This window comes from Nocardia sp. NBC_00416 (assembly GCF_036032445.1).
Taxonomy (GTDB): domain Bacteria; phylum Actinomycetota; class Actinomycetes; order Mycobacteriales; family Mycobacteriaceae; genus Nocardia.
Map to the genome: position 1 here is coordinate 3,550,549 of NZ_CP107932.1, position 25,807 is coordinate 3,576,355.

Below are 25,807 nucleotides of genomic sequence, written 5' to 3' on the forward strand. Positions count from 1 at the left end.
GGTCGTCCGGTGCAACCGGTGACCCCTGAACAACTGCAGGGTCGGCTGGCGGGGCACCCGATGGACGGGCAAATGGCATGGTCACAACACTCCAAACGGGGGTCGGTGCGCGTGGCGGCATTGCCGCATACGACCGGAAGATCGGGTGGTCCGGCGCAGTCCAGCGACACTTCGCTTGAAGCTCTTGGGTCAGCTCACCGTCGCTACTACCGGCCGCTTGTCGGCTGGAATCGACCCTGCCGGGACACGGTGTCGCATCTCCACACCCACGTAATGCCCATCTGAAACTTCTTGTGCCCGTGATGTCCCCTCTACATCCCTCTACGATGAGCAGAGCCAGCAGACGCAGGGAACCGAAAGGTCTGAAGGGGCATAAGGGGAAACGGCGATGGCAACACGCCTCAAAACCGTGCTACAGCAACAGCACCTACAAACACACACGGCGTTCTGCCGCGAATACGACAAGATCGCCGCCAGCATCGATCCCGACCTCGTCGGATCCGCCCCGCGGCGATCACAGTTCCACCGCTGGCTCTCCGGCGATGTGAAAGGACTCCCCTACCCCCACCACTGCCGAGTCCTGGAAAGGATGCTGCCCGGATACACCGCCACCGAGCTGTTCGCCTCCGACAGCCAGGTGCGCACCGAACGTTCACTATCCGCAGCGGCGGGTTCGGTCGCCGAGCAACATGGGGAACTGCCAGAATCTTCTCCCCCTTCTGTCGGTCCCGCACCTACGACGTCCCCGTCTCGACGCGTTCCTCAGTTGATGCAGCTGCCCCCTGACACTCACGATTTCACTGGCCGTGACGAGCAAGTATCGGTTCTGGCATCGCAGCTGGCCGGAACCCCGGGCCGGGCCGTGCCGATCGCTACGATCGTGGGGCCCGGGGGAATCGGGAAGACCGCGCTGGCCACGCACGTCGCGCACACGCTGGCCGACGTCTTCGCCGATGGCCAGCTCTACGTGAATCTCCGCGGCGTGGAATCGCAACCACTCTCCCCGGGAGAGGTGCTGTCCGGATTCCTGCGTGCTCTCGGTCTGAACGGGAGCGAAATACCGGAGGATCTGGACGAGCGGGCGCGGTTGTTCCGTGCCCAGCTGGCTGGCCGCCGGGTACTTGTCGTGCTGGACAATGCTGCCGCCGAGAACCAGTTGCGCCCATTGCTTCCTGGTTCACCCACGTGCGCGGTCCTGGTTACGAGCCGCTCGCCGCTGGCCGCGCTGTCCGGCTCTCACACACTGAACCTCGGTGTCCTGCCCAACGATCGAGCAATCGCTCTGCTCACCCGTCTGATCGGTCCCCATCGCGCCAGAGCAGAGCCGCGCGCGCTTGCCGATATCGCCCGGTTGTGTGGCTATCTGCCGCTTGCACTTCGTATCGCGGGTGCGCGACTGGTGTCACGTCCGGGATGGACGGTGGCATGGTTTGCCGACCGCCTGGCCGATAAGAGTCGCCGTCTGGATGTACTCAAAGCTGGCGATCTCGAGGTTCGTGCGTCGTTCGACCTCAGCTACCACGGCCGGAACGCGGCCGAGCGACAGACATTCGGACTGTTGTCGCTGACAGCCGCCACCTTTCCTGCCTGGAATGTCGCGGCCCTACTCGATATCGATCTCGCTGAAGCCGAGACACGGCTGGAGCAGCTGGTCGATGCGCAGCTCGTAGAACTTGCCGGCACCGATGCGAACGGCACCGTCCGGTACCGGCTGCACGACCTGATGCGCGACTTCGCCCGGGAACAGGCAAGCTCGCAGGGCAGCGCGGACGACCGTCGTGCAGCTGCGGCACGCCTGGTCGATCGGTACCTGCAGTGCGCACACGTCGCCGCGACCGAACTACACCCCGACGCGAACGAGCTGCCGCGTGACATTTTTTCCGGGCATAATCCCGCCCACCTCGCCCAGGTGGACCCACGAAGCTGGTTCACCGCCGAGCGGTCGAATCTTCTCGCCGCCGTTGAGCTCGCCCATGAACTCGAGCTGTGGGATTCCACGTTCCGACTGACGGCAGCCCTTCCTCCGATGTTCGATTGGCGCGCCGACTGGCAGACCTGGGACCGTACCCACGAGCTGGCGTTGCACGCAGCGCAGAAGGCGGGCAACCACCGCGCCGAGGCCACCACCCTCCGCAGTCTCGGGGCCTTGTACCGCGAACTCGGCCGCTACGACGATGCCGTCGACAAGCTCGGCCGCGCCGCAGCCATTTTCCAGGACCTCGACGCACGGTCGGAGTGGGCCGCTACCCTGCGCCTCCTCGGCGACACATTCCGATACCAAGGCCGACTACACGAGGCCATCACCCATTTCTCCACCGCACTCGACCTCGCCGACTCAGGCAGCGACACACGAATCGCGGCCGGCATCCACAACGGAATCGCCGACGCCAGCCGCGGACTGTCCCGATGGGGCGATGCCCGACGGCATTTCGATACGACCCTGGCGATATACCGCAGCCTCGCAGACCGACTCGAAGAAGCGCGCGCTCGCGTCCGCTACGGCCTCGTGCATCGCGACCGCTGGCACAACGATCAAGCGCTACAGACATTCGAAACGGCCCTGCCCATCTTTCACGAGTTCGACGACCAGCGTTGGCTAGCTCGCACCCGGCGCCACATTGCCGTCATCCACCGTAACGAAGACAATATCGCCCGCGCTCTGCCCCTGTTCGCCGAATGCCTCACCCGGTTCGCAAAGCTCTCCGACCGACGCGGTATCGCCGTGACACTACGTAATCGCGGAGACGCCTACCGCCTCGCTGAGGATTACCTGGCAGCCTCCACCGACCTCGCAGAGGCTCACGCTATTTTCCGATCTCTAGGTGACCAGCGATGGGTCGCCCGAACCCACCTCAGTCTCGCCGACCTCGACCGCCGGAACCAACGGTGGGACGACGCCATCCACGGCGCCAAGACCGCCCTGGACACATTCACCGCCATCGGTGACCGCCCCGGCGAAGCCCGCACACTACGCCAGATCGCCCTCATACACCGCGACGCCGGCGAACTGACCGCCGCAACCACCGCACTGGCCTCCGCCCACGAGATATTCGCCGAACTCCACGACCACCTGTGGATCGCCCGCGTTCAGGCCGGCCAGGCAACCCTCGCCGAAGCACAGGGCACAGATCCGACCCCCGAGATGCACGCCGCGCATGCCACCTGTCAGGGGCTCGGTATCACCGGACACCGGCTGCGACTCGTGTTGCGAGAATGGTGAGGATGCCCGAGCCGACCCGCACCCGCTATGAGCAAATCATGCTCGACCACTCCCACCACCCCGATGACGCCGCAGCACTACTGCACGCCGCCGCCCGCACCGCACGCACCGCGATACCGGCCGACACCGAACACGAACAGGCCATCCGCGACGTTGCCGCCGGAGTCGCCGCCCCCGCCCTCATCGGCGCCACCTTCTGGATGCTGCGCGAAGCCCACCACCGCGGGCTCGAACGATTGCGATTCCTGTCCCGCGACGGCCAAATATTCTACGAACTCGCCCGTCGGCTCGCCCCACTCGCCAGCGTCGACCTCGACTTGGAATACGTCTACAGCAGCCGGATGACCTGGAGTCTCGCGGCCACCAACCCGCGACACCTCGACCAGGAATCCTGGCTGTTCAACAGTTTCGTCAAGTCCAACGCCAGCGACCTATGCGCACGCTTGGGCCTGCCCGCCGACGACTACACCCCACTGCTGCACTCCGCGGGAGTCTCCCTCGATCCTGACGCACGCGCCGACCACCCCGCCCACGCCGACGCGATGCGCCGGTTCCTCACCCTCCCCCAGGTCACCGAGGCCGCTGCCGCGCGGATCGCGCACACCCGCGACCTACTTATCGCCTATGCCGCCGACCACGACCTGACCGATTCCCGCACCGGGCTCGTCGATGCCGGCTGGACCGGCCGAATGATCACCGCGTTGCTCACCGCCTGCGATGCCACCGAGTCGAGCCGACCACACGTGTTGTTCTGGGGCCACGAGCCCAGACCGACCGGCGGCATCGACCCCGATCTCGTCACCGCCTACATGTACAACACCGGCACCGGCCAAGGAATGGACTTGCGCGTACCCGACGCACCGTTCGTGGTCGAAACCTTCTGCATGGGCGACCACGGCATCGTCACGGGGTACCAGCGCTTTTCCGGCGGTGTCGAACCCATACTGCAGGCGCCAACGAACACCGCGGCCCAAGCGTGGGGACTTCGCACCTACCGATCCACCCTCTACGCCGTCGCCGACGAGCTGACCGAGGTCCCCACCGACGACCTCCGGCCACTGATCCACCAGCTCATGGTCGCGTTCTGGCGCCACCCGACCAGGCAGGAAGCCACCACCTGGGGCAAATACCCTTACGACAGCGACCCCACCGGAACTGCAGCCCGACCTCTGGCACGCCCCCTCGACCCGGATAACCCGGTCCGCGGCGACCGCGCCTGGCTAAACGGCGCACTCGCATTGAGCACCCCCGAGACCCAGAGCCAATACCCGAAATTAGCCAGCGAAGACGACCTCCACGGCGCCCCGGAAACCGATTAGACAGTAAGCGCGTCCGACGGTATCGCGACGGATCTGGGTGATCGCAATGACATGGAGCACTCAGTAGAGCTGACGGTCGCCGACGCGGAGAGCCGGTGGCGGCGACGTCTCCGGAGGACACTTCGATCGGAGCGACACCACCATAGGTGCCGAACACGGCTGCGGATCGGAAGCGACGGATGTCACCGGTGTGCAGTCCCGCTCAAGCCACCCCTGCTGGCGGCCACGGCCGGGACACAAGCCGCTATGAGGTCAATCCCGGAGAGTGACAGATGTTTCCCGAGCGATCCCGACTGCAGCCTGGAAGTCCATGGCTGCAGACCACGAACTCCGGCTCCGATTCGACAAGTTGATACCTCTCTGCTGGCCAAGGCACGGAGAGGAGCCCCGAATCCAGAGCCCCTCCTTGAAAATCAGGAGGCGGGAGGCCATCCCAGAACCCGCAGCTGCACCTGATCAGGTCTCGCGGTAGCGCGCCTGGTTAGGGCGGTGAATTTGGACGTCGTCGATCGGTGAATCCCGACGTCGGTCTCAACGAGCAGGAAGCTGTATCGGCGAAATTTGATGCCGCCGGCGTGCTTGACATCCGGTATCGGTGACAACTTGACGGCGCGTGAACTGGGGGGTCAGGGGAACTTGTAGCCAATTGCGCGCAGTACCTCCGAAAGCCACACCAGGTGGTACCCGATGGCTCCATCCGGATCGGACAGTAGATCCGTGAGGTGTCCCCACGACCACGAGAGTTGGCCCAGCGTCAGGTCGGACGGAGTGTTGTAGACCTCGTACAACTCGTCCTCTCCAATGGACCAGAAATAGTCCTTATCCAGATGAAGGGTGTCTCCATCAGCGGCCGCCGCGACATGATCCATGAGCAGGTCGATGGATCTACGCAGCTCAGTCAGGGATATGTGCAGTTGCCACTCGGTCATGAGCACGATCATCCCCGGGCCGGGTAATGCCCTGAAACCGGCATGCCCGTAATGCTCTGTCGACACGCCCAGCTGGCGAGACACGCGCGTCAGCGACGTCGGATTTCGCCGACGCTAGAGGCTTCAGCGTCGCCAACCCGGTGTCAGGATTCACCGATCGACGACGTCCTAATTCACCGTCCTAACCACGCGCCAGTATCTTCTTCACAGCGTCCGTGACCGGTGGTTCCTCGGCCAGACTGGTCCAGGTGTAGGCGTCGTGTTCGGTGAGTTCCACGGGCTCGGTGTGACCGACCTCGACGGTGAAGTTGAATTGTCGGCTTTTCTTTCCGCTGCCGGACTGGTAGTCGAACTTGCCGAGGTAGTTCGTGATGGCGCTGACCTCAAGGCTGGTTTCTTCCTTGACTTCGCGAATCAGGGCTTGGTCGATGGCTTCGCCGGGGTCGACCTTCCCGCTGGGAAGCTCCCAGATTCCGCCCATGAAGTCGTCGGCGGGGCGTTGCAACAGAAGGACTTTGCCGTCGTGTTGGACGACGGCGCCGACGACGAGTTGTTGCACCTCGTCCTGGTCGGCTTCCCGTGTCAACGTATCCAGCAGTGGTGTCTCGATCATCGAGCCCTACCCTTTCAGGTCGGCGTGGTGGGTGGCCACTTTGTGGAGCGCTTCGATGTCGCGGTCGATGAGTGGAAGGTCCTCGTCTCGATGCCACACGGGGAGTTTGAGCGTGGCGTGGTGCAGAGATTCGGCCCTCGGATAGTCGCCTGGTGCGTAAGCCAGTTTGCCAGTGAAGCCCGGAAACAGAGGACCTGGCTCTTGGAAGAGCGGCAGGAGGTTGAGAGGGCAAGTCCATCCGGGCCGGTCGATCTCGCCGCAGCCTTCGGCCTGAAGCGCAGCGAGGAAGCGCTCGACCGGCACATCGTCGAACATTGCATCGTCGTAGACAATCGTGAACCCATACCAGGCTGGTCGCGCCTGCAAACGGGGTCGAGCTACGGCCCTTGGGCCTGTGTCCTTCAGATCGGAGGGTGTTGGCTCGGTCATTCGGATCGCCGTGTTCGTGGGGCAGAACGCTGGCTTTTGTAGCTTCGACCTGCGCGGTTGGGCTAGCGGTGACGCTGGTAGCGTAGCCGAGTGCTCTCGACGACTCAGGTGAACGATGATCGTGATGCTGGTGTGGAAGCAAGCTGGATTCAGCGTGCTGCCGACACTGCAATCGAGCATGCGCGAAAGTCGTCGTCCAAGCGGATTGTGTGCGCATCGGGTATAAGCCCGAGTGGGCCAATTCACCTCGGGAATTTGCGCGAGGTGATGACCGCGCACCTGGTCTGCGAAGAAATAAAGGCCAGGGGGTTCGAGGCGGTACACGTCCATAGCTGGGACGATTACGACCGCTTCCGGAAAGTGCCGGCCGGGTTGCCGGAATCGTGGGGCGAGCACATCGGCAAGCCGTTGGCTGCTGTGCCGGACCCGCACGGGGAGCGTGATTCGTACGCATCCCACTTCATTGCCGAGTTCACGGCGGCTTTGCGACGGCTCGGTGTGGAGATGCGTGAGATTCGCCAGTCACAGCAGTATCCGGCTGGAACCTATAACGCGCAGATCCGCCGGTCGATGGACTCACGTAACGACATCTTCGACATCTTGGAACGCTTCCAGACCGAGGGACGGCACGAAAAGCCGGTGTCCGAGCGGCGGGCCGCCTATTACCCGTTCAAGCCATACTGTGAAGTGTGTGGCAAGGACTCGACCGAGGTAACCGGCTGGGATGGTCGGAACGTGGCGTACCGCTGCCGTTGCGGGCACACCGGGAATATGAGCATCGCCGACGATGCGAGAGTTTCGGGCAAGCTGGTGTGGAAGGTCGACTGGCCGATGCGATGGGCGTTCGAGGGGGTCGATTTCGAGCCTGCGGGCGAGGACCATCACGCGCCTACCAGTAGCTTTGCGTCCGGGAAGGTGGTTGCGCCGGAGATCTTTGCTGCGCCGGCACCGAGTTCGATCGTTTACTCGTTCGTCGGCTTGGCCGGGGGGAAGTCGAAGATGTCGGGGTCTGCGGGTGGCGCGGCCACCCCTGATACTGCTCTGGAGATCTTCGAGCCGCCGATGGTGCGATGGCTCTATGCTCGACGGCTGCCGTCGCAGTCGTTCACGATCGATATGTCGCCTCCTGCGATCCTGCGCCTGTATGACGAGTGGGATCGGTTCGCTGCGAAAGCGAAGGGGGACAGCGCGTCTGTGGTCGAGCGGCACCTGCACCGGGCGTGTGTTCAGACCTCGGCTGGCGTGGTTGAGCGCAGCGTCCGACCTGTGTCTTTTCGTTTGCTGTCTTCGGCTGCCGATATCACTGCGGCGAATCCGGAACAGGTCGAACGCCTGGTGCGTCAGCATCTGGAGTCCGACAGTGACGTTGGCCTTCCGGACGATGCTGCGTTGTTGGATGAGTTGCAGCCGCGGTTGACGAACGCTGTCAATTTCGCTCGCGCATTGCCACCCGAGGATCGCACGATCATCCGGACCGAGTTCAACGCCGAGGCATGGCCAGAGCTCGATGACCGGACCCGTGCAGGCGTCGGAATGCTGGCAGCGCGTATGGGCAACGACTGGACCCTGGATGGGTTGACCAAGAGCGTGTACGCGGTGCCCAAGCTTATGGAGGGCCTGGATGAAGACGCGGCGCCGACACCCGAGTTGAAGAAGGCTCAGCGGTCGTTCTTCAAGGCGGTCTACTGCCTATTGTGCTCCCGCGAGACCGGGCCCCGCCTGCCGACCTTGCTGCTCTCGATCGGCCAGGATCAGGCCCGGCGCTTGCTGACGGCACCGCGCGGTACGGAGTGAACTCGGGGCGCGTATAGCCTGACCAGCTTCTGCTCAGGTGAAGATGGCATTTGATCCATTGACCGCTCATACGTGCGCACGCGACCAAGTGCGCGGCGTCCACGTAAGGTTGCCCCTGCGGTTCGAAGGGGGCGGCCTTCCGCTTCGCGTTGGACCCAGATCAACTCGCGCTGAACGAGGCTGTCGAGCCAACGCTGCAGCCGAGTGCTGGTTTCAGGCCAGACCGCGTAGCGTCCCATACTCCGGAAGAGGTCTCGGACGGGGATCGAGCCAGCCGTAGCGGCTATTTCGAGCATCTCGCGGTGTCGACGCTTTTCCAGAAGGTACCCGGCCATACCACCCGGCCTGGTGTTCGTCACCGACGTCCCCAGCCTGTGGTGCGAAGTGTGCGCAGTGCACGGAGGGCGTCTGTCCGGCGGGCAGCGTCCGGGTGCAGCACGGCGACCGCCAAGGCAAGCACCGTCGGGCCCTGGGCGCAGGCCACGAAGAGGATCAGTTCGAGACTCACCTGGCGATAGTCCGCGATTCATTCGGGCTCTGGCAACTTCCCACAACCAGACGATGATGGATGGCTCAATTGGTATCGACGCAGGTTACCTGGGGTAAGATTAGCTTCTTGTGACCCGCGTCACCACCAATACTATTTTCAGTTGGCCAGCATGCCAGCGCTCTGCAGGCGAGCCAGAAATGCAGCGACATCCTCTGCTATTTCGTCGGTCGGCGCACCGGACCACCCTGCGAGTTCAACGGCAATGTCTGATGGCGTGCGTGAGCCGTTGCACTGCCGAAAGATCTCGTATCCGGTGGTGTTGACGACGAGGACTTCACCGTCGTCGCCTGGCGGTACGAGTATCCACAGGTCGCCGTTGCGAGTAGCTAAAGCGGCATTAGCTGACGGCCGGGTTGATGTGGTCATGGGTGTATGCCTCCTTGTTGATGGAGCATCCAGGTGTTTACTGCGGTGGTAGCCCATAGAGCTGGTCCGTGGCGGTCGTGGCCGGCGAGGTACTCGTCGATGGCGGTGAGCAAGCGATCCGGCTCTATCACATCGTGGTCGACGAGAGGGCCGCTGGTGGCGACGGCACGGAGTTGGTCGGCTGATCGGCGTAGCCCGGTGTGCATCATCGCGCGGGCGTCGGCCTTGTCCAGGCGTTGCATGATGCTGGCGGGGAGTTCGGGGGCGAGCGATTCCCGCAGGATCACTTTTTCGATTCCGTTGTTGCGCAGCAGGTGCGGTGGAAGGCCCCAGGTGAAGGCGGCGAGATCGGGGTCGAGGAATGGGTAGGTGATCGCGAGTCCGTTCTTTCGTCCGGCGTCTTCCCACCAGCCGCCACAATGCACGCGTCCCGCGGCGCCGGCTTCGGCGATCAGGGACCGTGAATAGTCAACGGCCAGTCGGCCCGGTGCGTCGAGTTGTGGGTAACTGTCGGCGAGCCGGTCGGCCAAGCCGGTATCGGCAAGGTAGCGGTCGGAGAGCCAGGTAGGGATGTCGTCGAGGGCTCGCATAATCTTGGCGCCGCGGTGGTTGTAGCCGCCGTTGATCAGCGCGTCGACGACTCGCTGGGCGGCGACGGGGTCAGGGAAGGTCTGAAGCTCGCGTGCCGCACCGTCGGTGTCGCCTTGGACTCGGCGGTCAGCGACGGTGAAGACCTGTCCGAGGAGTAACTCATCGCCACCTTCGCCAGCAATAACCGTTGATGCCCGCGAAGTGCCCGCGATGTGGCGCAGCATTGCCGCGTTGCGGGCCGAGTAGGTCCAAGCTTCGGGCTCGTCCGAGAGCGGGTACTCGACCAGCAGCGGCAATAGATGGTCGGCTGGCATCCGAGCGACAGGCACCTTTGTGGCGTACTCGATATCGTCGACGAAAGAGCGTTCATCGCATGCGGCCAGTTCGACGGTGCTGTAGGTCAGGGAAAACGCTTCGGGTGTGAGCGCGGCGACGGTCGCGGCACAGGTCAGCGCTGCCGAATCGATTCCTCCGCTGAGAAGCACCGCATCGGGAGGCCCGCTGCAACGCTCGATAGCGACCAAGAGGCGCCTGCGGAACTCGGCCGCATAATCCTGCCGCGTCCCACCGGACAGTTCGACAGGCGCCAAGTCCTGCATTTTCCGGACCCTGGTCCGGCCGAATTCGATGATCAAAGCATGCCCTGGAGGCAGCCGCCGGACTCCTTGCCACGCACTACCCGCTGGATCGCACATGGCCGGCACGAGGAACGGCGCCAGCCCACCGAGATCGACACCCGCATCGACCATGGCAGCTGTAACGCCCCTCACCTGCGAGGCGACGAGGACGGTCCCGTCTCCTTTGACCGTGTAGAACAGTGGCCGAGCCGTCACCGGCGACCGGTAGATCACGGCGCATCGCGTTCCGATCAGTGCAGCGACATGTGCATCTCCGTGCACACCGGCCAACACCTCCGCGACGGCATCGGCGTCGACCGCGCCAGTTTCGAGGAACGGCCCGATAGCATCCAACTGGCGGCATACCCACACGGGGCCCGCGATCGCCAGCCGGACCCCGTTCTCCAGATGCCGGATACTCGACTTTGCTACGTGAGCTGTGGCGGCACCGACAGCGAGCGCAGCTTCCGCCGGGGCGGCGCTGTCGGCCGACACCCAGGCCGGTGCTCGGTCGGACATTGCGGTAGCCATGTCGGTTACGTCTCGGTGCGCGTCACCACCAGGCCATGTCAGGGCCGCGGTCAACGTCGACATGTAGCACTCTCCTGTTGCTCGATCTGTACGGACTTCAGCAGCGCCGACACAGCTACAACGCGCAGCTCATCGCCGCGCAACCGGGCGCGGACTTCGTCGACTGCTTCTTCGTCGTCGGTGATAGCCCGGCACAGTGAGCACATCGACCCGTCGAGAAGGTTGCGCGTCACCCGAGCTCGGACCGGCTCGGACAGCGCGTCCAGCATCGACTTCGGCCCCGTGTTGTGGATGGTGTTGATGATCGGGTCGACTTCGGCAGCAGCCAAGGCATCACCGACCTCACCAGCCGACGCGATCCGAAGGCGCAGTGGTGAATGTTGCGGCGCACCGCGCGCCGGGCCGCAGCAGGTATAGAAGTCACCTTCCGGAGTGAGGATTGGTCGGCCGACTACACCGCATGCCCCATCCGGGACCTCAGCGATGTCCACGTTACGACGCAGAATGAGGTTGCGCCCCCGGCCGAACGGGAGCACAGCGGCGGTCTCGAAGCGGGCGCCGTGGCGGGCGGCTGCCGAGTCGGCGATCTCGTAGGCATCATCGTCGCCCGGCCCGCAATACTGAACGACCAGCTCCAGTGCGGTTTGGGCACCGGCGGCTAGCAAGGCGTCGAGCATCTCGACCCGTATGGCGCGGTGCTTGGGCGTGAAGTGATAGCGGTCGAAGCTGACCGCGAGTTTGTCCAGCCCGGCCGCGACCAAGTCACCGATGACTGCTGATGCCTCGTGTGGTGATCGCGCCCAGAATCCGTTGGTCACCATGGAGGAACGCAGGCCCAGCGACCGGGTGAGTCCGATTGTCCGCAGCGCCAGGTCGCGACGCAGCATTGCTTCGCCACCGGTGACGCACACGCCGTCTACGTGCGCGGCGGCGCTGCGGACAGCCGACTCGATCTGCGGCCACGTCAGGTCACCCCGAGCCTGGGGTGACGAGTCGGTGATGCAGTGGCCGCAGGTGAGATTGCAGGCGTTGGTCAGATGAATGCCCAAGGTGTTGTAACGCATCACGTCCTCGATTTCAGAAGTGCCGGTCAGCTGCTCTGGCTGGAGTGGATATGGGGCGCGATGTTTTCGGGCAGCTGGTCGGCGAGCTCCTGCCGACTGAAGGCCGCCAGGACGGTCGGCGGTGTGTACCGGGAGCTACCCCGCGCCTGTGTTGCCTTCGGCTTCCTGGATGTCGATGTCATCGATCGTTCCTTTCTTCGTCGTCCCGATGTCCTGCGCACTCCGGCTATTGGCCGCGATGCGTTGTTTCTTTGCGGCTTCGCCGAGAACCTCGCTGAGACGTTGCTATTGGCTTACGAAACAGACTGCCCCGAACAGATTTTCGAACGCGTGCCACATCTCGAGTGTCGGCCCGGGAAGCGTCTCGGACCAGCCCAGATTCCGTCCCTGTTAATGGACACCAGCACTCCAGCTGGACATATTCTGGACATCGATGGCGGGGAAGGCTCCGAAACTCGATGTCGGCATGCTGATCACTGGACATAAGGTGGACAGATGCTCGCGCAGCCCACAGTCGACCAGGTAAAGGACAGCCTGAAGCGGTTGCGGCGCGGGCCCGGCCTCGCCAGACCGACCGTCCTACTATCCGGACTGGACGAGCCGGTACAGGCATATCTGTGTCGCGGCACCTACAGCGAACCCGGGTCAGCGGCACGGATCGAGCAGCTCGTCGCGATTATTCGACGTCGGATCGACCGACTCACCGCCGGTGAAAGAATTTATGTGGAGGTCGATTTCAATCTCGCCCCGCAACACAGCTTTTCGACTCTAACCGACCGCCAGGAGTCGTTGGCCCAACAGCTGCAATGTGCGGTCAAGACCGTCCGCCGCCGGTCCGATCAGGCCCTGGATACCCTGGCCTTTCTCCTGGTGACCTCTCCACCGAATCCAGTCAGCCCACCGGAACGCGTGCTCGGCCGAACTCAGCACACAAATGCCGATGCTTCGGACGCGACTGACATTGTCCGTCAGTTCTGGGGACTCCGTCGTGACATCGGTATCGATATCGTGTGCTCGGAGATCCCACCCGACGAGCGCCCGGACTATGCCTCACCGTCCGACCGGAACTACCTTCGGTACGCCAAGTTCGCCGACCTGGACACCCTCCTCTTCGTGCGCACCCGGCTGGCGCAACTGGCCCCCGACGTAACCGTCCGCGATTTCGCACCGTCGGAGTACTTCGACACCCATTCCGAGGCACTTGTCGTGATCGGCGGACCGCCGTGGAATGCCAAGTATCGAGAGTTCCTTCCTCAGCTACCCTTCCACTTCGAATCGCATCCGCTCGGCGAAGACGATCCACTGGTCGTACCATCGCTCGACGGCCTGACACTCTCACCCCACTGGACACCAACGGGAGAGCTGGTCGAGGACGTCGCCGTTCTCACCCGGCTCACCGTTCAGGCCACGACCGTGCTCCTTCTCGGCGGATGCCTGACCCTCGGTGTCCTCGGGGCAGCGCGTTGCTTGCTCGACCTTGGACGCGGACCCGGAAACACCGCTTACCTCGACGATCGTGTGGGCGGCGACGACTTTGTTGTGGTCACCGAAGCCCGCCGTGTCGGTGGAATCACCGATATCGCGGACTTCACAATCGTCGAACCACTGCTGCTGATGTCACGCACCGCAGGGGAAGACTGGAACGTCGTGGCAGACAACTCGAAACGCTTCGCTCGCCGCCACCTACACAGAGAACCACTGTCATGATCTCCCTGGATTACCTCTCGACCTATGTCGTGAACCTGCCCCGCCGGCGCGATCGACGCGACTGGATCACCACACGCCTCCCGACCGCCCTGTCCGTACAGTTCACCTCCGACCTCGATGTAGTAATCGACGGCCGCGAGATCGCCCAACACACGTCAGAAGAGCTCGGAATCAGACTATTCGACTGGCAAATCGACTCCGACAACCCCTGGTGGAATAGACCTTTGAAACACGGTGAGATCGGCTGCTCGCTCGCACACCTCGCCTGCTGGCAGCACGCCACCCAGCACACCGATTCGCCCTACACCCTGATCCTCGAAGACGACGCAGTTCTTACACCAGACTTCTCCGGCGGACTGCTCACCGCCCTGAACGGCATTCGCGACCATGAATTGACGTTCGACTTGCTCTACCTCGGCCGCGAGCCCCTCAACCCCGATACTCCCACCCCTCTGCCGGGCATAGTCCGCCCCGGATACAGTCACTGCACCTACGGCTACGTGCTCACCCGAAAGGGCATCCAGGCAGCACTGTCCGCGAACCTGCCGTCAGCGATCGTCCCGATCGATGAATTCCTGCCCGCGCTCTACACCCCCCACCCACGCCCAGACCTGCGCGCCCAGTTCCCTCCCAGAATCACAGCTCTCGCCTTGGACCCGCCCCTGGCCACACAGCGACCAAAGACAGAGGCGGGGAGCGACACGGAGGATTCCGCCTTCGCCAGAGGTGGGAATTCGAGCTAGTCCGTCACGTGGGCCGGCTTGTCGTCCAGTGCTCGATCAGGGCAGCTAGTCGCTTACCTGGCCACCGTTCGATCGGCGTATGAACATTGGTACCAGTCACGACATGCTCCGCTGGCACGTCACGAGTAACGATCGCACCGGCGGCCACGTAACTATGCGAACCGACTCGAACGCCACCCACAACATGTGCACCGAACCCGACCACAGTGTCGGGTTCGATCACCGGAGGGGCCTCGTCGGCACCCCACCAGCCCAGGTCAGGTCGGGTGTACTCATGGACCAGGTTCCCCATCACCGTCGCCCGGTCACCGATGACAGTGGCGTCACAGACAAAACCCGCCACGCACGCATCCGCACCAATGCTGACCCGATCACAGACATATGCCCCATGGATCAACCGGGTTCGGTCGCCGATCATGCACCCGTACCCGATCCGCGTGCGGTCGTCGACCAAACATTCGGCGCCGAGTACAGTGCCCTCCCCGATAACAATGTGGTTGAACAGCAGGCACTGATCGCCGATTACCGCAGCCTCACCAGCGGTGATCTGGCCTCGTTGCGCCTCTCGAATTCGAGCCTCCTTGGGATAGCCCAATACGCAATGCTCACCCACAACAACCGAGTCGCCCAACCGGACCGGGCCGTAGAGATCACTCAACTTCACGATGCCCGTGCAGACTGCTCAAGCCAGTCGACGGTGACAGCGATCGCTTCATCTTCGCGCTCCCGGGAATCGAAGCCGTGATCCGAACCTGCAATGGTCCGCAGTTCGGTACCAGGGCGCACCCTTGCTGCCTCGACGGCGATGTCGTATGAGACGGCGGTGTCACGATCACCATGCACAATCAGCGCCGGAACGGCGGACTCGAGAAAACAGTCGAGCGGCCGATAGTGCTCGAACTCGCTGAACAGGACCCGCCCGAGCTCGAACTCGCCATCCACGGTGAGGACTCCGGTTTCGTCAAGCCGGCGCTGCTGTTCCGGACCGAAGTTCTCCTTACCCCAGGCCAGCTCCGGCTCCAGAAACGTGCGCCGAAGGTCGAGGACGGGATTCCACAGCACCAACCGACCGAGGCCCTGAGCCAGCCACGGTAGCTGCAGAGCTGTCGGCACCGCACCGAAACTTGCTGCCACTACCGACAGCGGCCCGGCGAACCTGTCTCGCGTGTATTTCACTGCCGCCTGCAGGTCCAGGCACTCCCCAGCGATCGTCATGCCCTGCGACAAGCCGGTGCTGGCGCCATGCCCGCGGAAGGAGAACCGCACGACATCGAATCCCGCAGACCCGAGGCGGTCAGCCAAACGGACGAACATCTTTCCGCCCTCGTCCTTGTCCACTGTGATCCCGTGGACCAGCAGCGCCACCCCACGAGACGGCACCGATGACGCTAAGTGCACAGCCGCATCCAGAACCACACCATCCGCCGCGGTCAGGGTCGTGCTCTCCACCACACAGCTCCGTCCAGTCACATCTCGGGGATAGACCACAAGGCATCCATCGTCTCGTGAGAAGTCGTCCGGCACAATTCATCACGACCGGCAAAGGCCATATTCACGATCGTTCGACGGCCGGCCCGGATAGGATGCACCCGGTGCATGGTGGAATCTGCCCGCATCAGATACACCTCCCCCGCTCCCACAGCAAGACGGTGCACTTCCCTGCTCGCCAGAATGCGATGCACCCCAGGATCACACTTGTTCCAGAACGTCGCGGGAACACACTCGACGTAGCCCCCATCACACTGGTCGGGGCACTCGGCCACCCACACCAGGGCGAATCGGTAGTCATCCCAATGCCACCCATGGGTATCACCCCCGCGTTCCAACCGTGTGATCACATACTGCTCCGGCTGATACGGACACCAACTCACCGGCTCACCGGCCACCAATTCCACGATCCTGCGCACCGCGTCGGATTGGTATATCTGCGGGATCCAGAAGCCCTTCTGCGCAATCAGTGATCGCGTGACGTTTCCCATCCGCCGGGGGGTAAACCCTGTTGCTGCCATCGTGAAGTTCCTGCGAACCGTATACGAGTCCGCCAAGCCGAGGGCTTCTGCTGCGACCGCACGGCGCATCCACTCGGGAACGAACGATGACACTCGCACGCCTCCGTTGCGATGCAATTCCCTCCGCACCGAGGCGAAATCCGAGACCACGCAGACTCCCATGAGTTTCTCCGTCTACAGGTCTGACAATCGGACGACACATTCGTGCTCCTCAGCATTGGGTAACCACCAGTTCGGGCGACTCTTTGTGGTCGATTGCTCAGACAGCAGTGCGTTTAATCAGTTACGCGACATCAGCGGGGCCCTCTTGTGCGTCGTGCACTCCTGGGCCCCGGGCAACCCGTCTTACTCGGGCGGCAGTGCGTTCAGTTGTTTCTCCAGCCACTCGCGGTCTGCGTCAGCGGTGGCTTGTCGGGCACGGATGCCGTCGATGACCTTTGCTGGCGCCTTTGCCATGAACTCGGCATTGCCCAGCTTGCGGGCTGCGTTGTCCAGTTCCTTCAGTGCGCCGGCAAGGTCCTTGTTCAGCCGCTTGCGCTCCGCGGAAACATCGAGCGTACCCGAAAGATCTACCGCTACAACTGCTTTACTCACTGCCAACGACGCCGTCGCAGCGAACCCTTCTCCGGGTTCTTGCAGACGCAGCAAGTGGCGGATCACCGGCTCATGCGCCGCGAGTACAGGCTCGGCGGTGAAATCGAGCGTCGCCGGGACGCGTTGGTTCGGCTGCACGCCTTGTTCGGACCGGAACCGCCGTACCTCGGTGATGGTGGCCTGCAGGCCGGCGAAGTCCGACTCGGCCTTCTCGTCGCGGAATCCGCTGTCGACCGGCCACGGCGCGATGACCACCGACGCGGCGTCGGTCAACTCCGTCCACAACACCTCGGTCACGAACGGCACGATCGGGTGCAGCAGCCGCAGCAATCCGTCCAGTACCTCCCCCAGCACCCGCTGCGACACCTCGGCCTGCTCGCCTCCGGCAGCGAAGGCCACCTTCGACAGCTCGATGTACCAGTCGAATACCTCGTCCCACGCGAAGTGGTACAGCCCATCGGAGAGCTTGGCGAATTGATAGTCCTCGAACAAGGCGTCGGTCGCCGCGACCGTCGCGTTCAGCCGCGACAGCACCCACCGATCGGCCAAGCCGAGCCGATCCGCCGCAGGCAGCGGCCCCGCGGTGGTCGCGCCGTTTATGAGCGCGAACCGGGTCGCGTTCCAGACCTTGGTGATGAAGTTGCGACCGGTGGCGGTGACGTTGTCTTCCCCGATCGGCACGTCGGTGCCCGGGTTCGCGCCCGCCGCCAACGCCGCACGCACGGCGTCCGAACCGTACTTGTCCATCCACACCAGCGGGTCGACCACATTGCCGAACGACTTCGACATTTTCTTGCCGTGCTGGTCCCGCACCATGCCGTGCAACGCGATCGTCTTGAACGGTGGTTGGCCGTCCATGGCGTAGGTGCCGAACATCATCATCCGGGCGATCCAGAAGAACAGCAGGTCATAGCCGGTGAACAGCACCTGGTTCGGGTAGAACTTCGCCAGGTCGGGGGTCTTGTCCGGCCAGCCCATCGTGGAGAACGGCCACAACGCCGAGGAGAACCACGTATCGAGCACATCGGAGTCCTGGACCCAGCCTTCCGGGGCGGACTCGTCCGGGCCGACACATTTCATTTCGCCGTCCGGGCCGTACCAGATCGGGATCCGGTGTCCCCACCACAGCTGCCGCGAAATGTTCCAGTCCCGCAGGTTGTCGACCCAGTCGAAGTACCGCGTCGCCAGTTCCGGCGGGTGGATTCCCACCTGGCCATCACGGACCACGTCGCCAGCGGCCTTGGCCAGCGGGCCGACCTTCACCCACCACTGCATCGACAGCCGCGGCTCGATCACCGTCCCGCACCGGGAGCAATGCCCGACCGCGTGCGCATATGGCCGCTTCTCGGCGACAATCCGGCCGTCCGCGCGCAACGCTGCCACAACCGCGCTCCGTGTCTCGAGCCGATCGAGCCCTTGGAATGGGCCGTGCGCGGTCACGATGGCGCGCTCGTCCATGATGGTCAGCGCCGGGAGATCGTGGCGCTGACCGATCTCGAAGTCGTTAGGATCGTGCGCAGGGGTGACCTTCACCGCACCGGTCCCGAACTCGGGGTCGACGTGCTCGTCGGCCACCACCGGGATACGGCGGCCGGTCAGCGGCAACTCGATTTCGCGGCCGACCAAGTGGGCGTAGCGCTCATCGCCGGGATGCACAGCCACTGCTGTATCGCCGAGCATCGTCTCTGCCCGGGTCGTGGCCACCACGATCTGATCGTCGCCGTCGCCGTACCGGATCGACACCAGCTCACCGCCGACCTCTTTGTGGTCGACCTCGATATCGGAGATCGCGGTCATACACCGCGGGCACCAGTTGATGATCCGTTCAGCCCGATAAATCAGACCACCATCGAACAAACGTTTGAATATGGTCTGCACCGCCGCGACAAACCCTCATCGAGGGTGAAGCGTTCCCGCGACCACGCCACACCATCACCGAGACGGCGCATCTGCCCGGTGATCGCTCCCCCGGACCGCGCCTTCCACTCCCACACCGCCTGCACAAACGCTTCCCGGCCCAGGTCATGGCGCGACTTTCCTTCTTTGGCGAGTTCGCGCTCGACCACGTTCTGCGTGGCGATGCCGGCGTGATCCAGGCCCGGCTGCCACAACACTTCAAAGCCCTGCATCCGCTTACGGCGGGTCAGCGCGTCGATCAGGGTGTGCTCGAAGGCGTGGCCGATGTGCAGGCTGCCGGTCACGTTCGGCGGAGGGAGGACCACCACGAACGGCGGCCGGTCGCTGGAGGTGTCCGCGTCGAAGTAGCCGCGTTCTACCCACCGCTCGTACAGCGGCCCTTCTACCTCGGAAGGATCGAATTGGGTCGGAAGCGGCATCTTCTCTGCAGAGTCCCGAGCATTCACGCCCAACAGCGTATGACCTGCACTCGCCAGGCTCCCAGCCATCCCACCCACCCTAGACCGACCTCTACATGATCGGGTTCTCACCACCCGAGGAAATGCCGGTCAGCGTTCGTCTCCTGCATGCGTCCCATCGAAACACCGGCCGCCAATGACCTGCCATAACGGCCCCGAGCTCCCGGCGCAAGCGCATTGAGAACCACATCGACCAGATCGTTCGCCGGTCCTGGGCGCCCAGAAGCTTCACTCGGCCAGAACAACGACGGACCTGGCATTCTGTGTTAGCGGCCAGCAATCACTCCCAACAGACTCGCCGTTGTAACCACGCGATCGTGGCGCGGCCGGACTCGACTCTGTGTCGGCGCAAGGCTGGCGATTGGGAATTGCCCGGCCTACGGCTCTCTCGGGTCCAGTATCCGGCCAGCGCGCACACCACGGCGGTGATCGCGTGAGGATCGACGTCTCGGGTTACGGGGTGGGATGCCAGGATCGGTTCGGGATCAACCCCCTGCAGCGCCAGCGCGGGGGCCAGGAACACCAGATCCGCCCAGGACGCGCCCACACACGGCCACGACCAATCAACCACAATCACCGTGCCATCCGGTCGCAGCAGCATATTGTCCGCGCGCAGATCTGTGTGCAACAAACTGCCCCCGACCGCAGCAGGTTCCCATTGTGATTCGAGGGCAGCCAGCCGGTCCAGATTCCGGCGCACCCACCCATCCATATCGCCCGCCGGCCCGCCGGTGGCGAGCGCGCGCCAGCTCGAGAGTTTCGGGCCATACTCGGCAGATAGGGTCGGCACCTCTGGCAGGGGGCTCGGAGTCAGTGTCCGTGCCAGGTTCTCGAGCACGTCGAGGACTGCGGTCAGTTCCGTGGGGCGATCGAATTCGGGATGCCTGCCCTGGATGTCCTCGAAGACCAGGACGAGCCACCCATCGGTCTCCAGAGTGAACTGCAATGCCGGAGCCGGAACCTGCGGTGACAGGCACGCTGCGGTGTCGGCTTCGATCCGATATCGGTAGGCGAATTGTTCCTCGGTGGGGATGGCCTTGGCGAACACCGTGCGTCCGTCTGCCAATTCCAGGCGGGAAGCCATTCCACGGCTGAAGCCTCCCGGTTGGGTCGATGCCGAACGCACTCGTGCACCCAAGCGATCCTCGATCCCGGCGCGCACCGCCACCGGCATGCCGCTCCACACGAACCGCGACACTGGGACTTCGAACTCGGCCATCGAACGATCGTGCCGCGCGAAGATTGCCCTGCACCACTGAATTTCGCGCGAGAGAAGACACGGCGAAGGGCACCAAGCGGGATATTGTCTTCACCGCTGAGGTGGCTAATGATTGATTCCATGACCCAGGCCCGGCTGTGCTCGCCCCGCATCGACTTGGTTCCGCTGGGCGGGGACCACCTTGAATTCGAGGTGCTTCTGGAGTCCGACCCCGACGTCCGCCGCTACCTGGGTAACGGAAACCCGCTGTCCCGAGCGGAAATCGAGGCTGGCCACCAGCATCGCATTACAGCTGCGGACGGGACGGCGGGTATCGGTTACTGGGTCGGCGTCGTCGCCGGCGAGTGTGTCGGCCGGTGGGTGATGCGGGCGCCGGATAGACCCGATCAAGGTCCTTCCATCGGTCAGGCGGAACTCGGATTCCAGCTGCTTCCACGTTACTGGGGGCAGGGCCTGGCCTCCGAGGGTGTCCGTGAACTCGTCCGGCACGGATTCGAAGACCTCGGGCTGAAGCGGATCTTTTCGGAGACGATGACCGTCAACACCGCGGCACGCGCCACTTTGGCCTGCGTCGGCATGGAATATATCCGGGTCTACCACCCCCGGTGGAAGCATCCGATATCCGGAACCGAGCACGGCGAAGTCGAGTACGCCATCACCCGCGACTATTGATGGCCGATCCCCGCTATGGGAGGGCCGCTACGCGGCGCGCAGATCGAATTCCTGCGCGTTGGCGCCCGCGATGAACGCGGCCCATTCGGTGGGCGTGAAGGCCATGACGGACGCTTCGGTGTCTGAACTGCGCAGGATAACGCAGCCGTTTGCGCGCTGTTCGATGTCGGGGAGATCGTCGCCGAGCGAGTGGCTGCCGCCTGCCTTTACATGTTCGAGGAAACGTGGCCAGAGGGCGATGTCGATGGCGATGACGGGTTGGGCCGCGGGATCGTTGGCGGGGTCGCGCAGGTATTTGCTGTCGCGTATGAAGACCGTCCGGCTTCCGAAGGCGACCTGGACGCATTGGCCGCCGTTGGTTCCGCTGTAGCTCGAGGTCCGCCAGTGCAGGCGGTCCTGGGAAGTCATTGCGTTCTCCTACGCTTGTTCGAAGCGATCCCTGCGCCCACGAATCATCTGGGCGGACTCCTCAGCTGACAGGGCCAGGGCGAGGAGCCGATCTGCAATCATTTTATACATCGCGACCTGCTCTCGATCCTGCACGTACAGGGCTCCGGTCTGGTACTCGATGTAACCGAGGCTCAGCGCGGTGTCGAAGTGGAGCAGGGTGAAGTCACCGTCAAGACCGGCGTGTACCGGGGTACTCGTCGGCATCACGCGAAGTTCGACATTGTCGCGGTCCATCAGGTCGAGGAGGTGGCCGAGCTGTTCTGCCATGACGGCGGGACCGCCGACGAGCCGGTCGAGGGTGTGTTCCTCGATGACGGCCTGCAGATACAGCGGGTTGTCCTCGCTGGTCAGCCGTTGGCGGGCCATCCGTGCTCGGATGGTTTGGGGTAGGTCCAGTGGGGCGATCTGCAGGCCCCCGCTGAGCAGTGCGGTGGCGTAGCCCTCGGTCTGGAGCTGGCCGGTCAGGGTCATCGCCTGGTAGGTGAATTGGCTCGTCGCCAGCCCTTCGAGTCCGACGAACGTTTTGAACCAGCCGGGCAGGACTTCGCTGAACGGCGCCCACCACGTGCTCTGATCGGCTCGGCCGGCCAGTGACGTGATCCGGTCGATCTGATCGACCTCTGCCCCGTAGAGACGCATGAGGGTGGCGGTTTCGTCGGGTTGCTGCTGGTACTTGCCGTTCTCCATGTTGTTGATCTTCGGCTGGGTGCAGCCGAGTTCTTTGGCGGCTTCGGCCTGGCTGACCCCGGCACGCACTCTGGCGGATCGCAGCTCGTGACCGATCAAGAAGCGCAGTGCTGACGGATCTGATCGGCTCACGGTCACTGTGTGGTCCTCCTGCGGTTGAGGGTCGTGCGACTCAGTATCCACCACATCCACAAGCGTACTCATAATGAACTTCATAAGCTCTTGTATCAGCTTATATATTTGCTTATGGTCGATTCAGGGTGGTATGCACCACCACACGACGACCGAGAGCAGTGATCAACATGACGGTTCTGCAGGAGTCACAACATCTCGTCAGCGACCACACACCGCACCACGCGCGCAGCACAGGCGACGGCGGATGGGTAGTGAGCTATCTACCCGGGCGAACCCTGACACGCGACCAAGCCGAAGCAGCGCTACTCGCCCTCGAAGACATGGCGGCCCTGCAGGCGCACGCCGGGCAGCTGGGACTGACCGCGCTGGAAGCCATGGGCATGGCTGCCTTGGAGTGCCCGTGGCCGCCGCCCCGCAAGGAAGGGCTCGCAGCGCGGGCGCTGACCTGGGCAGGGGTGTCGCGATGAACGCACGGCGGGCGTGGTCGATCCAGAACACGATCCTGGCATTCAGCGCGGTCGCGGCCCGCGGCAAACGCAGGGTCGTCCCGATACAGCCGGTACCCGGGTCTCCGTTGCGTGTGGCCACCAGCGGGCCTCACCGGAAGGACAAATCCTGATGTTCGAGAACTGCCACACCCCCTTCGAGGTAGCCCACATCTACCGGGGGATGGGAATTCCGGTCTCCTGCACATTCGGCCGGGTCGCGGTAACCGCGTCCAGATCGCTGGGTGCGGTGGTAATGCCACCGGAACTGGGCACCCTGGTCCGGCACGAACTCGAACACGACCACAGCCTCACCGCGCCGGTATTCACCTATCAGCGACCGCGCCGCGACTGGGTGTTCCTCGTCGGCCCCGGCACAGGCGGCGCGCTCGGCGCCACCGCCCGTGCCGCACTGCACCGCGCAGGGGTACGAGTTCTGACCGCGGGACAACGGGTGTGGCTGCCGATGACCGACCAACCCCTCACCTGGTACTGGATCTGGCCCCCGACCACCGCACAAGCGCTGCCCGCACGGTCGACCGTGCTTGCCACTGCCCGTCGCCAGCTGCTGACGTCACGGAGGTGACCCGATGCACGCCAGCACCGGCACCTCACGACCCGCCCGTATCACCGACTCGTCGGAATCGTTGTTCCCGACCGGCGAGGCACTGCTGTCGGCCATCCGAGGTCATCACGTCGGCCCCCATCCCCTCGCACCGATCGCCTACCGGTTCGGGCAACTGCACCAGCAGCGTCTTCATCGCCCCGTCTGCCTGGCATGCCCACACCGCACCGAATTGTCGGTGCAGGCCGATCGCTGGGTAACCGAGCATGCGCCGCCGCCACATCCGAACGCGACCCTGCACTTCGAATCCCTGGGCACCGTGATCGATCGGCTCGCCGCCCAGCAGGTTCGGGCGTACCACCTGCTGATGAGCGCCGAACCGTCCAGCCCGTTCGTACACGCCGCGTGGTACCGCCTCGCCGAACTGGTCGACGACTACACCGAACTGACCACCGCAGTTGCCCACCGAGCCCGACGCCTCCCCCACACATCCTGCCCGTGATCGAACCCGGGCGGCTACCGACGCCCGCACTGGAAGGAGCCTCTCATTCCCATCCCTGGCCTACCCACGACCGGCCACCGGGCCTCACCCCCCGGCGTAACAGGCGACGAGCTGGTAATCCTCGATACCGATATCGGTTGGCACCCGGGAGGTCTCGTGGCGTTGGTGATCGCGGCGCGTGTGGTACCGAATCTGGTAGTGGTCACCGCCGACGAAACTCGTGGCCGCCGCGCGCAGTTGGCCCGCCACATGCTGGATCTGCTCGACCGGTCCGATATCCGGGTGATCGCCGGGTTCGATCTAGGCGGCGAGGACCGATTCCTCCTCGACAACGAACACCCGACCCCGACGTTCGGTGAAGATTTCCTCGAACGCGTCCGCGGCCTCGATCAGATGATCGCTGCCATTGTCGAACTCTGCGAATCCGCCCGCCGGACCCGGTGGGCGGGGTTGGGCCCGATGTCCAACCTCACCGCTGTTATCTCCCGCCTGCCCGAGATCACCGACCATGTGATGGTCACCCAACTGGGCGGAACGCCGGACGGCCATCGGGGCAGGGCGCCTGTCCCGGAGCACTTCCGCGTTGATCCCACCTCTGCAGGGCTTGCCCTGCGCGCGCTACACACACCGCGTCTGGTGCTCGGCGACCGAACCGATCCCGACGCCCTGCACATCCCTACAAACTCCCCGCTCCTGCGAGCGCTCGAACACGCCACCGCACCGTCGTGGGCGCATCTACTGGCGACCCACCTACGGGCATGGTCCACCCGCGAATCCATCGCCTGGACGAGGCATCCCCTGGTTCTCAGCGCCGCGCTCGGGCTGCCCTTCGTTGCCTTCGACACCGAACGAATCGAGATACACCCCAACGCACATCTGGCCCGCACTCGCCACGCACGACCGATGCAGATATCGAGCACTGTCGACCATTCCGCATTCCTGAGCTGGACGTACGATGCGCTGCGCGTATGAATACGCGCCCTGGTTTACTCGCGGATCCGACCGGTTCAAGCCTCGACGTCGGGCGCGCGGTCGCCGACGCCCAGCCCGGGCCGAATCAGGCAGCCCCGCCATCGTGTCGGCCTACTCCCCGGCAGGCCGCGCGATAGCCCGGCACGAGCTGCCTGGGCCTGCGGCATCCAGGTCCAGCTCGGCGACCTCATCGTCAACGTGAGCCGGAAAGGTCTGTGACCAGTACGATCATTGCTGCACGGCTTCTACTTCCGCCTGATGGCGCGAGACTGCTTGTTCATCGCTGATGACCATCTGAAGCGAGGCCGCGGCGGCGTTCAGCTGCGCGACGACGAACTTGATCCGGGGGTCTTCCGGCAGGCGTTGCGCGTGAGGAAGGACGGTCCCCTTCATGAAGCGGATCAGCCGGTTGTGCAGCGAGGTGGTCACGCCGTGCTCGTAGTCGCACCAGACTGTCGGTGACTCGGAGAGCTGGTAGCCGGCATTTCGTGACCATGTGAGGGGCTCACTGTTGGCGAGGGCCGATTCTTCCCGGACTTCGGCCAAGCCGGATCGGACTTGGCTGAGGGAGAGTCCGGAGACGTCGGCGAGGTGTTTGGTGGACAGTCCGTTGGGACGGGATTCGATCAGTGACATCCGCACACGTTCACCCTTGACATGGCGAGGAAC

General features: G+C 64.0%; 25 protein-coding genes and 1 pseudogene. 11 read left to right on the plus strand and 15 right to left on the minus strand.

The genetic code is table 11. The features are described 5' to 3' along the window. Positions 1-388: 388 nt before the first annotated feature. Together OG804_RS14930 and OG804_RS14935 are read left to right on the plus strand one after the other, a co-directional pair. Positions 389-3,220: an ATP-binding protein gene (locus OG804_RS14930; RefSeq protein ID WP_328397923.1), complete on the plus strand. Its 2,832-nt coding sequence runs from the start codon at positions 389-391 to the stop codon at positions 3,218-3,220. Positions 3,221-3,222: 2 nt separating this feature from the next. After that, complete coding sequence (locus OG804_RS14935; RefSeq protein ID WP_328397925.1) at positions 3,223-4,539, plus strand: hypothetical protein; 1,317 nt, start codon at positions 3,223-3,225, stop codon at positions 4,537-4,539. A 626-nt stretch (positions 4,540-5,165) separates the two neighbouring features. Here OG804_RS14935 and OG804_RS14940 read toward each other — a convergent pair. The 3 genes from OG804_RS14940 to OG804_RS14950 form a co-directional block, all read right to left on the minus strand. Continuing rightward, the gene (locus tag OG804_RS14940; RefSeq protein ID WP_328397927.1) at positions 5,166-5,468 is read right to left on the minus strand and encodes a hypothetical protein; all 303 of its coding nucleotides are present in this window, start codon (positions 5,466-5,468) and stop codon (positions 5,166-5,168) included. Between the two features lie 181 nt (positions 5,469-5,649). Continuing rightward, a complete protein-coding gene (locus OG804_RS14945; protein ID WP_328397929.1) occupies positions 5,650-6,081 on the minus strand; it encodes an NUDIX hydrolase in 432 nt (143 codons plus the stop codon). Between the two features lie 6 nt (positions 6,082-6,087). Further along, positions 6,088-6,396, minus strand: a complete 309-nt coding sequence (locus OG804_RS14950; RefSeq protein ID WP_328397931.1) for a hypothetical protein — start codon at positions 6,394-6,396, stop codon at positions 6,088-6,090. A gap of 204 nt (positions 6,397-6,600) precedes the next feature. On the opposite strand from OG804_RS14950, the gene lysS reads away from it, so the two are divergent. Beyond that, a complete protein-coding gene (lysS, locus tag OG804_RS14955; RefSeq protein ID WP_328397933.1) occupies positions 6,601-8,304 on the plus strand; it encodes a lysine--tRNA ligase in 1,704 nt (567 codons plus the stop codon). Between the two features lie 355 nt (positions 8,305-8,659). On the opposite strand, the gene OG804_RS14960 is transcribed toward lysS, so the two are convergent. The 4 genes from OG804_RS14960 to OG804_RS14975 all read right to left on the minus strand — a co-directional run bounded on the left by OG804_RS14960 (position 8,660) and on the right by OG804_RS14975 (position 12,023). Further along, positions 8,660-8,812: a hypothetical protein gene (locus OG804_RS14960; protein ID WP_328397935.1), complete on the minus strand. Its 153-nt coding sequence runs from the start codon at positions 8,810-8,812 to the stop codon at positions 8,660-8,662. Between the two features lie 138 nt (positions 8,813-8,950). Continuing rightward, positions 8,951-9,220 carry a PqqD family protein gene (locus OG804_RS14965; RefSeq protein ID WP_328397937.1) on the minus strand — a complete coding sequence of 90 codons (270 nt, stop codon included), beginning with the start codon at positions 9,218-9,220 and terminating at the stop codon, positions 8,951-8,953. Next, positions 9,217-11,022, minus strand: a complete 1,806-nt coding sequence (locus OG804_RS14970; protein WP_328397939.1) for an asparagine synthase-related protein — start codon at positions 11,020-11,022, stop codon at positions 9,217-9,219. Before OG804_RS14970 ends, OG804_RS14965 begins: the two co-directional genes overlap by 4 nt. Beyond that, the gene (locus OG804_RS14975; RefSeq protein WP_328397941.1) at positions 11,010-12,023 is read right to left on the minus strand and encodes a radical SAM protein; all 1,014 of its coding nucleotides are present in this window, start codon (positions 12,021-12,023) and stop codon (positions 11,010-11,012) included. The genes OG804_RS14970 and OG804_RS14975 overlap by 13 nt, the downstream gene beginning before the upstream one ends. Here OG804_RS14975 and OG804_RS14980 point away from each other — a divergent pair. The 3 genes from OG804_RS14980 to OG804_RS14990 are packed head-to-tail and all read left to right on the plus strand — an operon-like array spanning position 11,997 to position 14,473. Beyond that, positions 11,997-12,509 carry a hypothetical protein gene (locus tag OG804_RS14980; RefSeq protein WP_328397943.1) on the plus strand — a complete coding sequence of 171 codons (513 nt, stop codon included), beginning with the start codon at positions 11,997-11,999 and terminating at the stop codon, positions 12,507-12,509. The genes OG804_RS14975 and OG804_RS14980 overlap by 27 nt on opposite strands. A gap of 9 nt (positions 12,510-12,518) precedes the next feature. Beyond that, complete coding sequence (locus OG804_RS14985) at positions 12,519-13,730, plus strand: hypothetical protein (protein ID WP_328397945.1); 1,212 nt, start codon at positions 12,519-12,521, stop codon at positions 13,728-13,730. Further along, positions 13,727-14,473: a glycosyltransferase family 25 protein gene (locus tag OG804_RS14990; RefSeq protein WP_328397946.1), complete on the plus strand. Its 747-nt coding sequence runs from the start codon at positions 13,727-13,729 to the stop codon at positions 14,471-14,473. Before OG804_RS14985 ends, OG804_RS14990 begins: the two co-directional genes overlap by 4 nt. A gap of 4 nt (positions 14,474-14,477) precedes the next feature. On the opposite strand, the gene OG804_RS14995 is transcribed toward OG804_RS14990, so the two are convergent. The 5 genes and pseudogenes from OG804_RS14995 to OG804_RS15015 form a co-directional block, all read right to left on the minus strand. Beyond that, on the minus strand, positions 14,478-15,137 hold the full coding sequence (locus OG804_RS14995) for a DapH/DapD/GlmU-related protein (RefSeq protein ID WP_328397948.1): 660 nt from the start codon (positions 15,135-15,137) through the stop codon (positions 14,478-14,480). Continuing rightward, positions 15,134-15,922: an alpha/beta hydrolase gene (locus OG804_RS15000; protein ID WP_328397950.1), complete on the minus strand. Its 789-nt coding sequence runs from the start codon at positions 15,920-15,922 to the stop codon at positions 15,134-15,136. The genes OG804_RS14995 and OG804_RS15000 overlap by 4 nt, the downstream gene beginning before the upstream one ends. A gap of 17 nt (positions 15,923-15,939) precedes the next feature. Then, positions 15,940-16,644, minus strand: coding sequence for a HalD/BesD family halogenase (locus OG804_RS15005; protein WP_442941836.1), 705 nt, complete (start codon positions 16,642-16,644; stop codon positions 15,940-15,942). A gap of 183 nt (positions 16,645-16,827) precedes the next feature. After that, positions 16,828-19,412: pseudogene (locus OG804_RS15010) on the minus strand (valine--tRNA ligase). Positions 19,413-19,731: 319 nt separating this feature from the next. Continuing rightward, positions 19,732-20,625, minus strand: coding sequence for a phosphotransferase family protein (locus tag OG804_RS15015; RefSeq protein WP_328397954.1), 894 nt, complete (start codon positions 20,623-20,625; stop codon positions 19,732-19,734). 165 nt (positions 20,626-20,790) lie between these two features. Here OG804_RS15015 and OG804_RS15020 point away from each other — a divergent pair, with 165 nt between their 5' ends. Beyond that, on the plus strand, positions 20,791-21,342 hold the full coding sequence (locus OG804_RS15020; protein ID WP_328397956.1) for a GNAT family N-acetyltransferase: 552 nt from the start codon (positions 20,791-20,793) through the stop codon (positions 21,340-21,342). A 27-nt stretch (positions 21,343-21,369) separates the two neighbouring features. Here OG804_RS15020 and OG804_RS15025 read toward each other — a convergent pair whose 3' ends face one another. Both OG804_RS15025 and OG804_RS15030 read right to left on the minus strand, forming a co-directional pair. Beyond that, positions 21,370-21,750 carry a DUF397 domain-containing protein gene (locus OG804_RS15025; RefSeq protein WP_328397958.1) on the minus strand — a complete coding sequence of 127 codons (381 nt, stop codon included), beginning with the start codon at positions 21,748-21,750 and terminating at the stop codon, positions 21,370-21,372. A gap of 9 nt (positions 21,751-21,759) precedes the next feature. Then, entirely contained in the window at positions 21,760-22,617 is an 858-nt protein-coding gene (locus OG804_RS15030; RefSeq protein ID WP_328397960.1) for a helix-turn-helix domain-containing protein, read from the minus strand. A 164-nt stretch (positions 22,618-22,781) separates the two neighbouring features. Between OG804_RS15030 and OG804_RS15035 the strand changes: the two genes are divergently transcribed. The 4 genes from OG804_RS15035 (at position 22,782) to OG804_RS15050 (ending at position 25,138) form a co-directional block, all read left to right on the plus strand. After that, positions 22,782-23,081 (plus strand): hypothetical protein, encoded by a 300-nt coding sequence (locus OG804_RS15035; RefSeq protein WP_328397962.1) that lies wholly within the window; start codon positions 22,782-22,784, stop codon positions 23,079-23,081. 151 nt (positions 23,082-23,232) lie between these two features. Next, positions 23,233-23,685: a hypothetical protein gene (locus tag OG804_RS15040; protein WP_328397964.1), complete on the plus strand. Its 453-nt coding sequence runs from the start codon at positions 23,233-23,235 to the stop codon at positions 23,683-23,685. 4 nt (positions 23,686-23,689) lie between these two features. Beyond that, positions 23,690-24,166 carry a DUF4254 domain-containing protein gene (locus tag OG804_RS15045; RefSeq protein WP_328397966.1) on the plus strand — a complete coding sequence of 159 codons (477 nt, stop codon included), beginning with the start codon at positions 23,690-23,692 and terminating at the stop codon, positions 24,164-24,166. Between the two features lie 117 nt (positions 24,167-24,283). Further along, positions 24,284-25,138: a nucleoside hydrolase gene (locus OG804_RS15050; RefSeq protein ID WP_328398412.1), complete on the plus strand. Its 855-nt coding sequence runs from the start codon at positions 24,284-24,286 to the stop codon at positions 25,136-25,138. Between the two features lie 228 nt (positions 25,139-25,366). On the opposite strand, the gene OG804_RS15055 is transcribed toward OG804_RS15050, so the two are convergent. Further along, positions 25,367-25,774 (minus strand): hypothetical protein, encoded by a 408-nt coding sequence (locus OG804_RS15055; protein WP_328397968.1) that lies wholly within the window; start codon positions 25,772-25,774, stop codon positions 25,367-25,369. Positions 25,775-25,807: the final 33 nt, after the last annotated feature.

Excerpts from the sequence above, each read along its gene's own strand:
- OG804_RS14965 (WP_328397937.1), bottom strand. The coding sequence starts at position 9,220 with ATGACCACATCAACCCGGCCGTCAGCTAATGCCGCTTTAGCTACTCGC.
- OG804_RS14975 (WP_328397941.1), bottom strand. The coding sequence starts at position 12,023 with ATGCGTTACAACACCTTGGGCATTCATCTGACCAACGCCTGCAATCTC.
- OG804_RS14990 (WP_328397946.1), top strand. The coding sequence starts at position 13,727 with ATGATCTCCCTGGATTACCTCTCGACCTATGTCGTGAACCTGCCCCGC.
- OG804_RS15020 (WP_328397956.1), top strand. The coding sequence starts at position 20,791 with ATGACCCAGGCCCGGCTGTGCTCGCCCCGCATCGACTTGGTTCCGCTG.
- OG804_RS15055 (WP_328397968.1), bottom strand. The coding sequence starts at position 25,774 with ATGTCACTGATCGAATCCCGTCCCAACGGACTGTCCACCAAACACCTC.
- OG804_RS14980 (WP_328397943.1), top strand. The coding sequence starts at position 11,997 with ATGAATGCCCAAGGTGTTGTAACGCATCACGTCCTCGATTTCAGAAGT.
- OG804_RS14985 (WP_328397945.1), top strand. The coding sequence starts at position 12,519 with ATGCTCGCGCAGCCCACAGTCGACCAGGTAAAGGACAGCCTGAAGCGG.
- OG804_RS14970 (WP_328397939.1), bottom strand. The coding sequence starts at position 11,022 with ATGTCGACGTTGACCGCGGCCCTGACATGGCCTGGTGGTGACGCGCAC.
- OG804_RS15025 (WP_328397958.1), bottom strand. The coding sequence starts at position 21,750 with ATGACTTCCCAGGACCGCCTGCACTGGCGGACCTCGAGCTACAGCGGA.
- OG804_RS14950 (WP_328397931.1), bottom strand. The coding sequence starts at position 6,396 with ATGTTCGACGATGTGCCGGTCGAGCGCTTCCTCGCTGCGCTTCAGGCC.
- OG804_RS15035 (WP_328397962.1), top strand. The coding sequence starts at position 22,782 with ATGACGGTTCTGCAGGAGTCACAACATCTCGTCAGCGACCACACACCG.
- OG804_RS14930 (WP_328397923.1), top strand. The coding sequence starts at position 389 with ATGGCAACACGCCTCAAAACCGTGCTACAGCAACAGCACCTACAAACA.
- OG804_RS14935 (WP_328397925.1), top strand. The coding sequence starts at position 3,223 with ATGCCCGAGCCGACCCGCACCCGCTATGAGCAAATCATGCTCGACCAC.
- OG804_RS14945 (WP_328397929.1), bottom strand. The coding sequence starts at position 6,081 with ATGATCGAGACACCACTGCTGGATACGTTGACACGGGAAGCCGACCAG.
- OG804_RS14940 (WP_328397927.1), bottom strand. The coding sequence starts at position 5,468 with ATGACCGAGTGGCAACTGCACATATCCCTGACTGAGCTGCGTAGATCC.
- OG804_RS15015 (WP_328397954.1), bottom strand. The coding sequence starts at position 20,625 with ATGCCGGTGGCGGTGCGCGCCGGGATCGAGGATCGCTTGGGTGCACGA.
- OG804_RS15040 (WP_328397964.1), top strand. The coding sequence starts at position 23,233 with ATGTTCGAGAACTGCCACACCCCCTTCGAGGTAGCCCACATCTACCGG.
- OG804_RS15005 (WP_442941836.1), bottom strand. The coding sequence starts at position 16,644 with ATGGGAGTCTGCGTGGTCTCGGATTTCGCCTCGGTGCGGAGGGAATTG.
- OG804_RS15045 (WP_328397966.1), top strand. The coding sequence starts at position 23,690 with ATGCACGCCAGCACCGGCACCTCACGACCCGCCCGTATCACCGACTCG.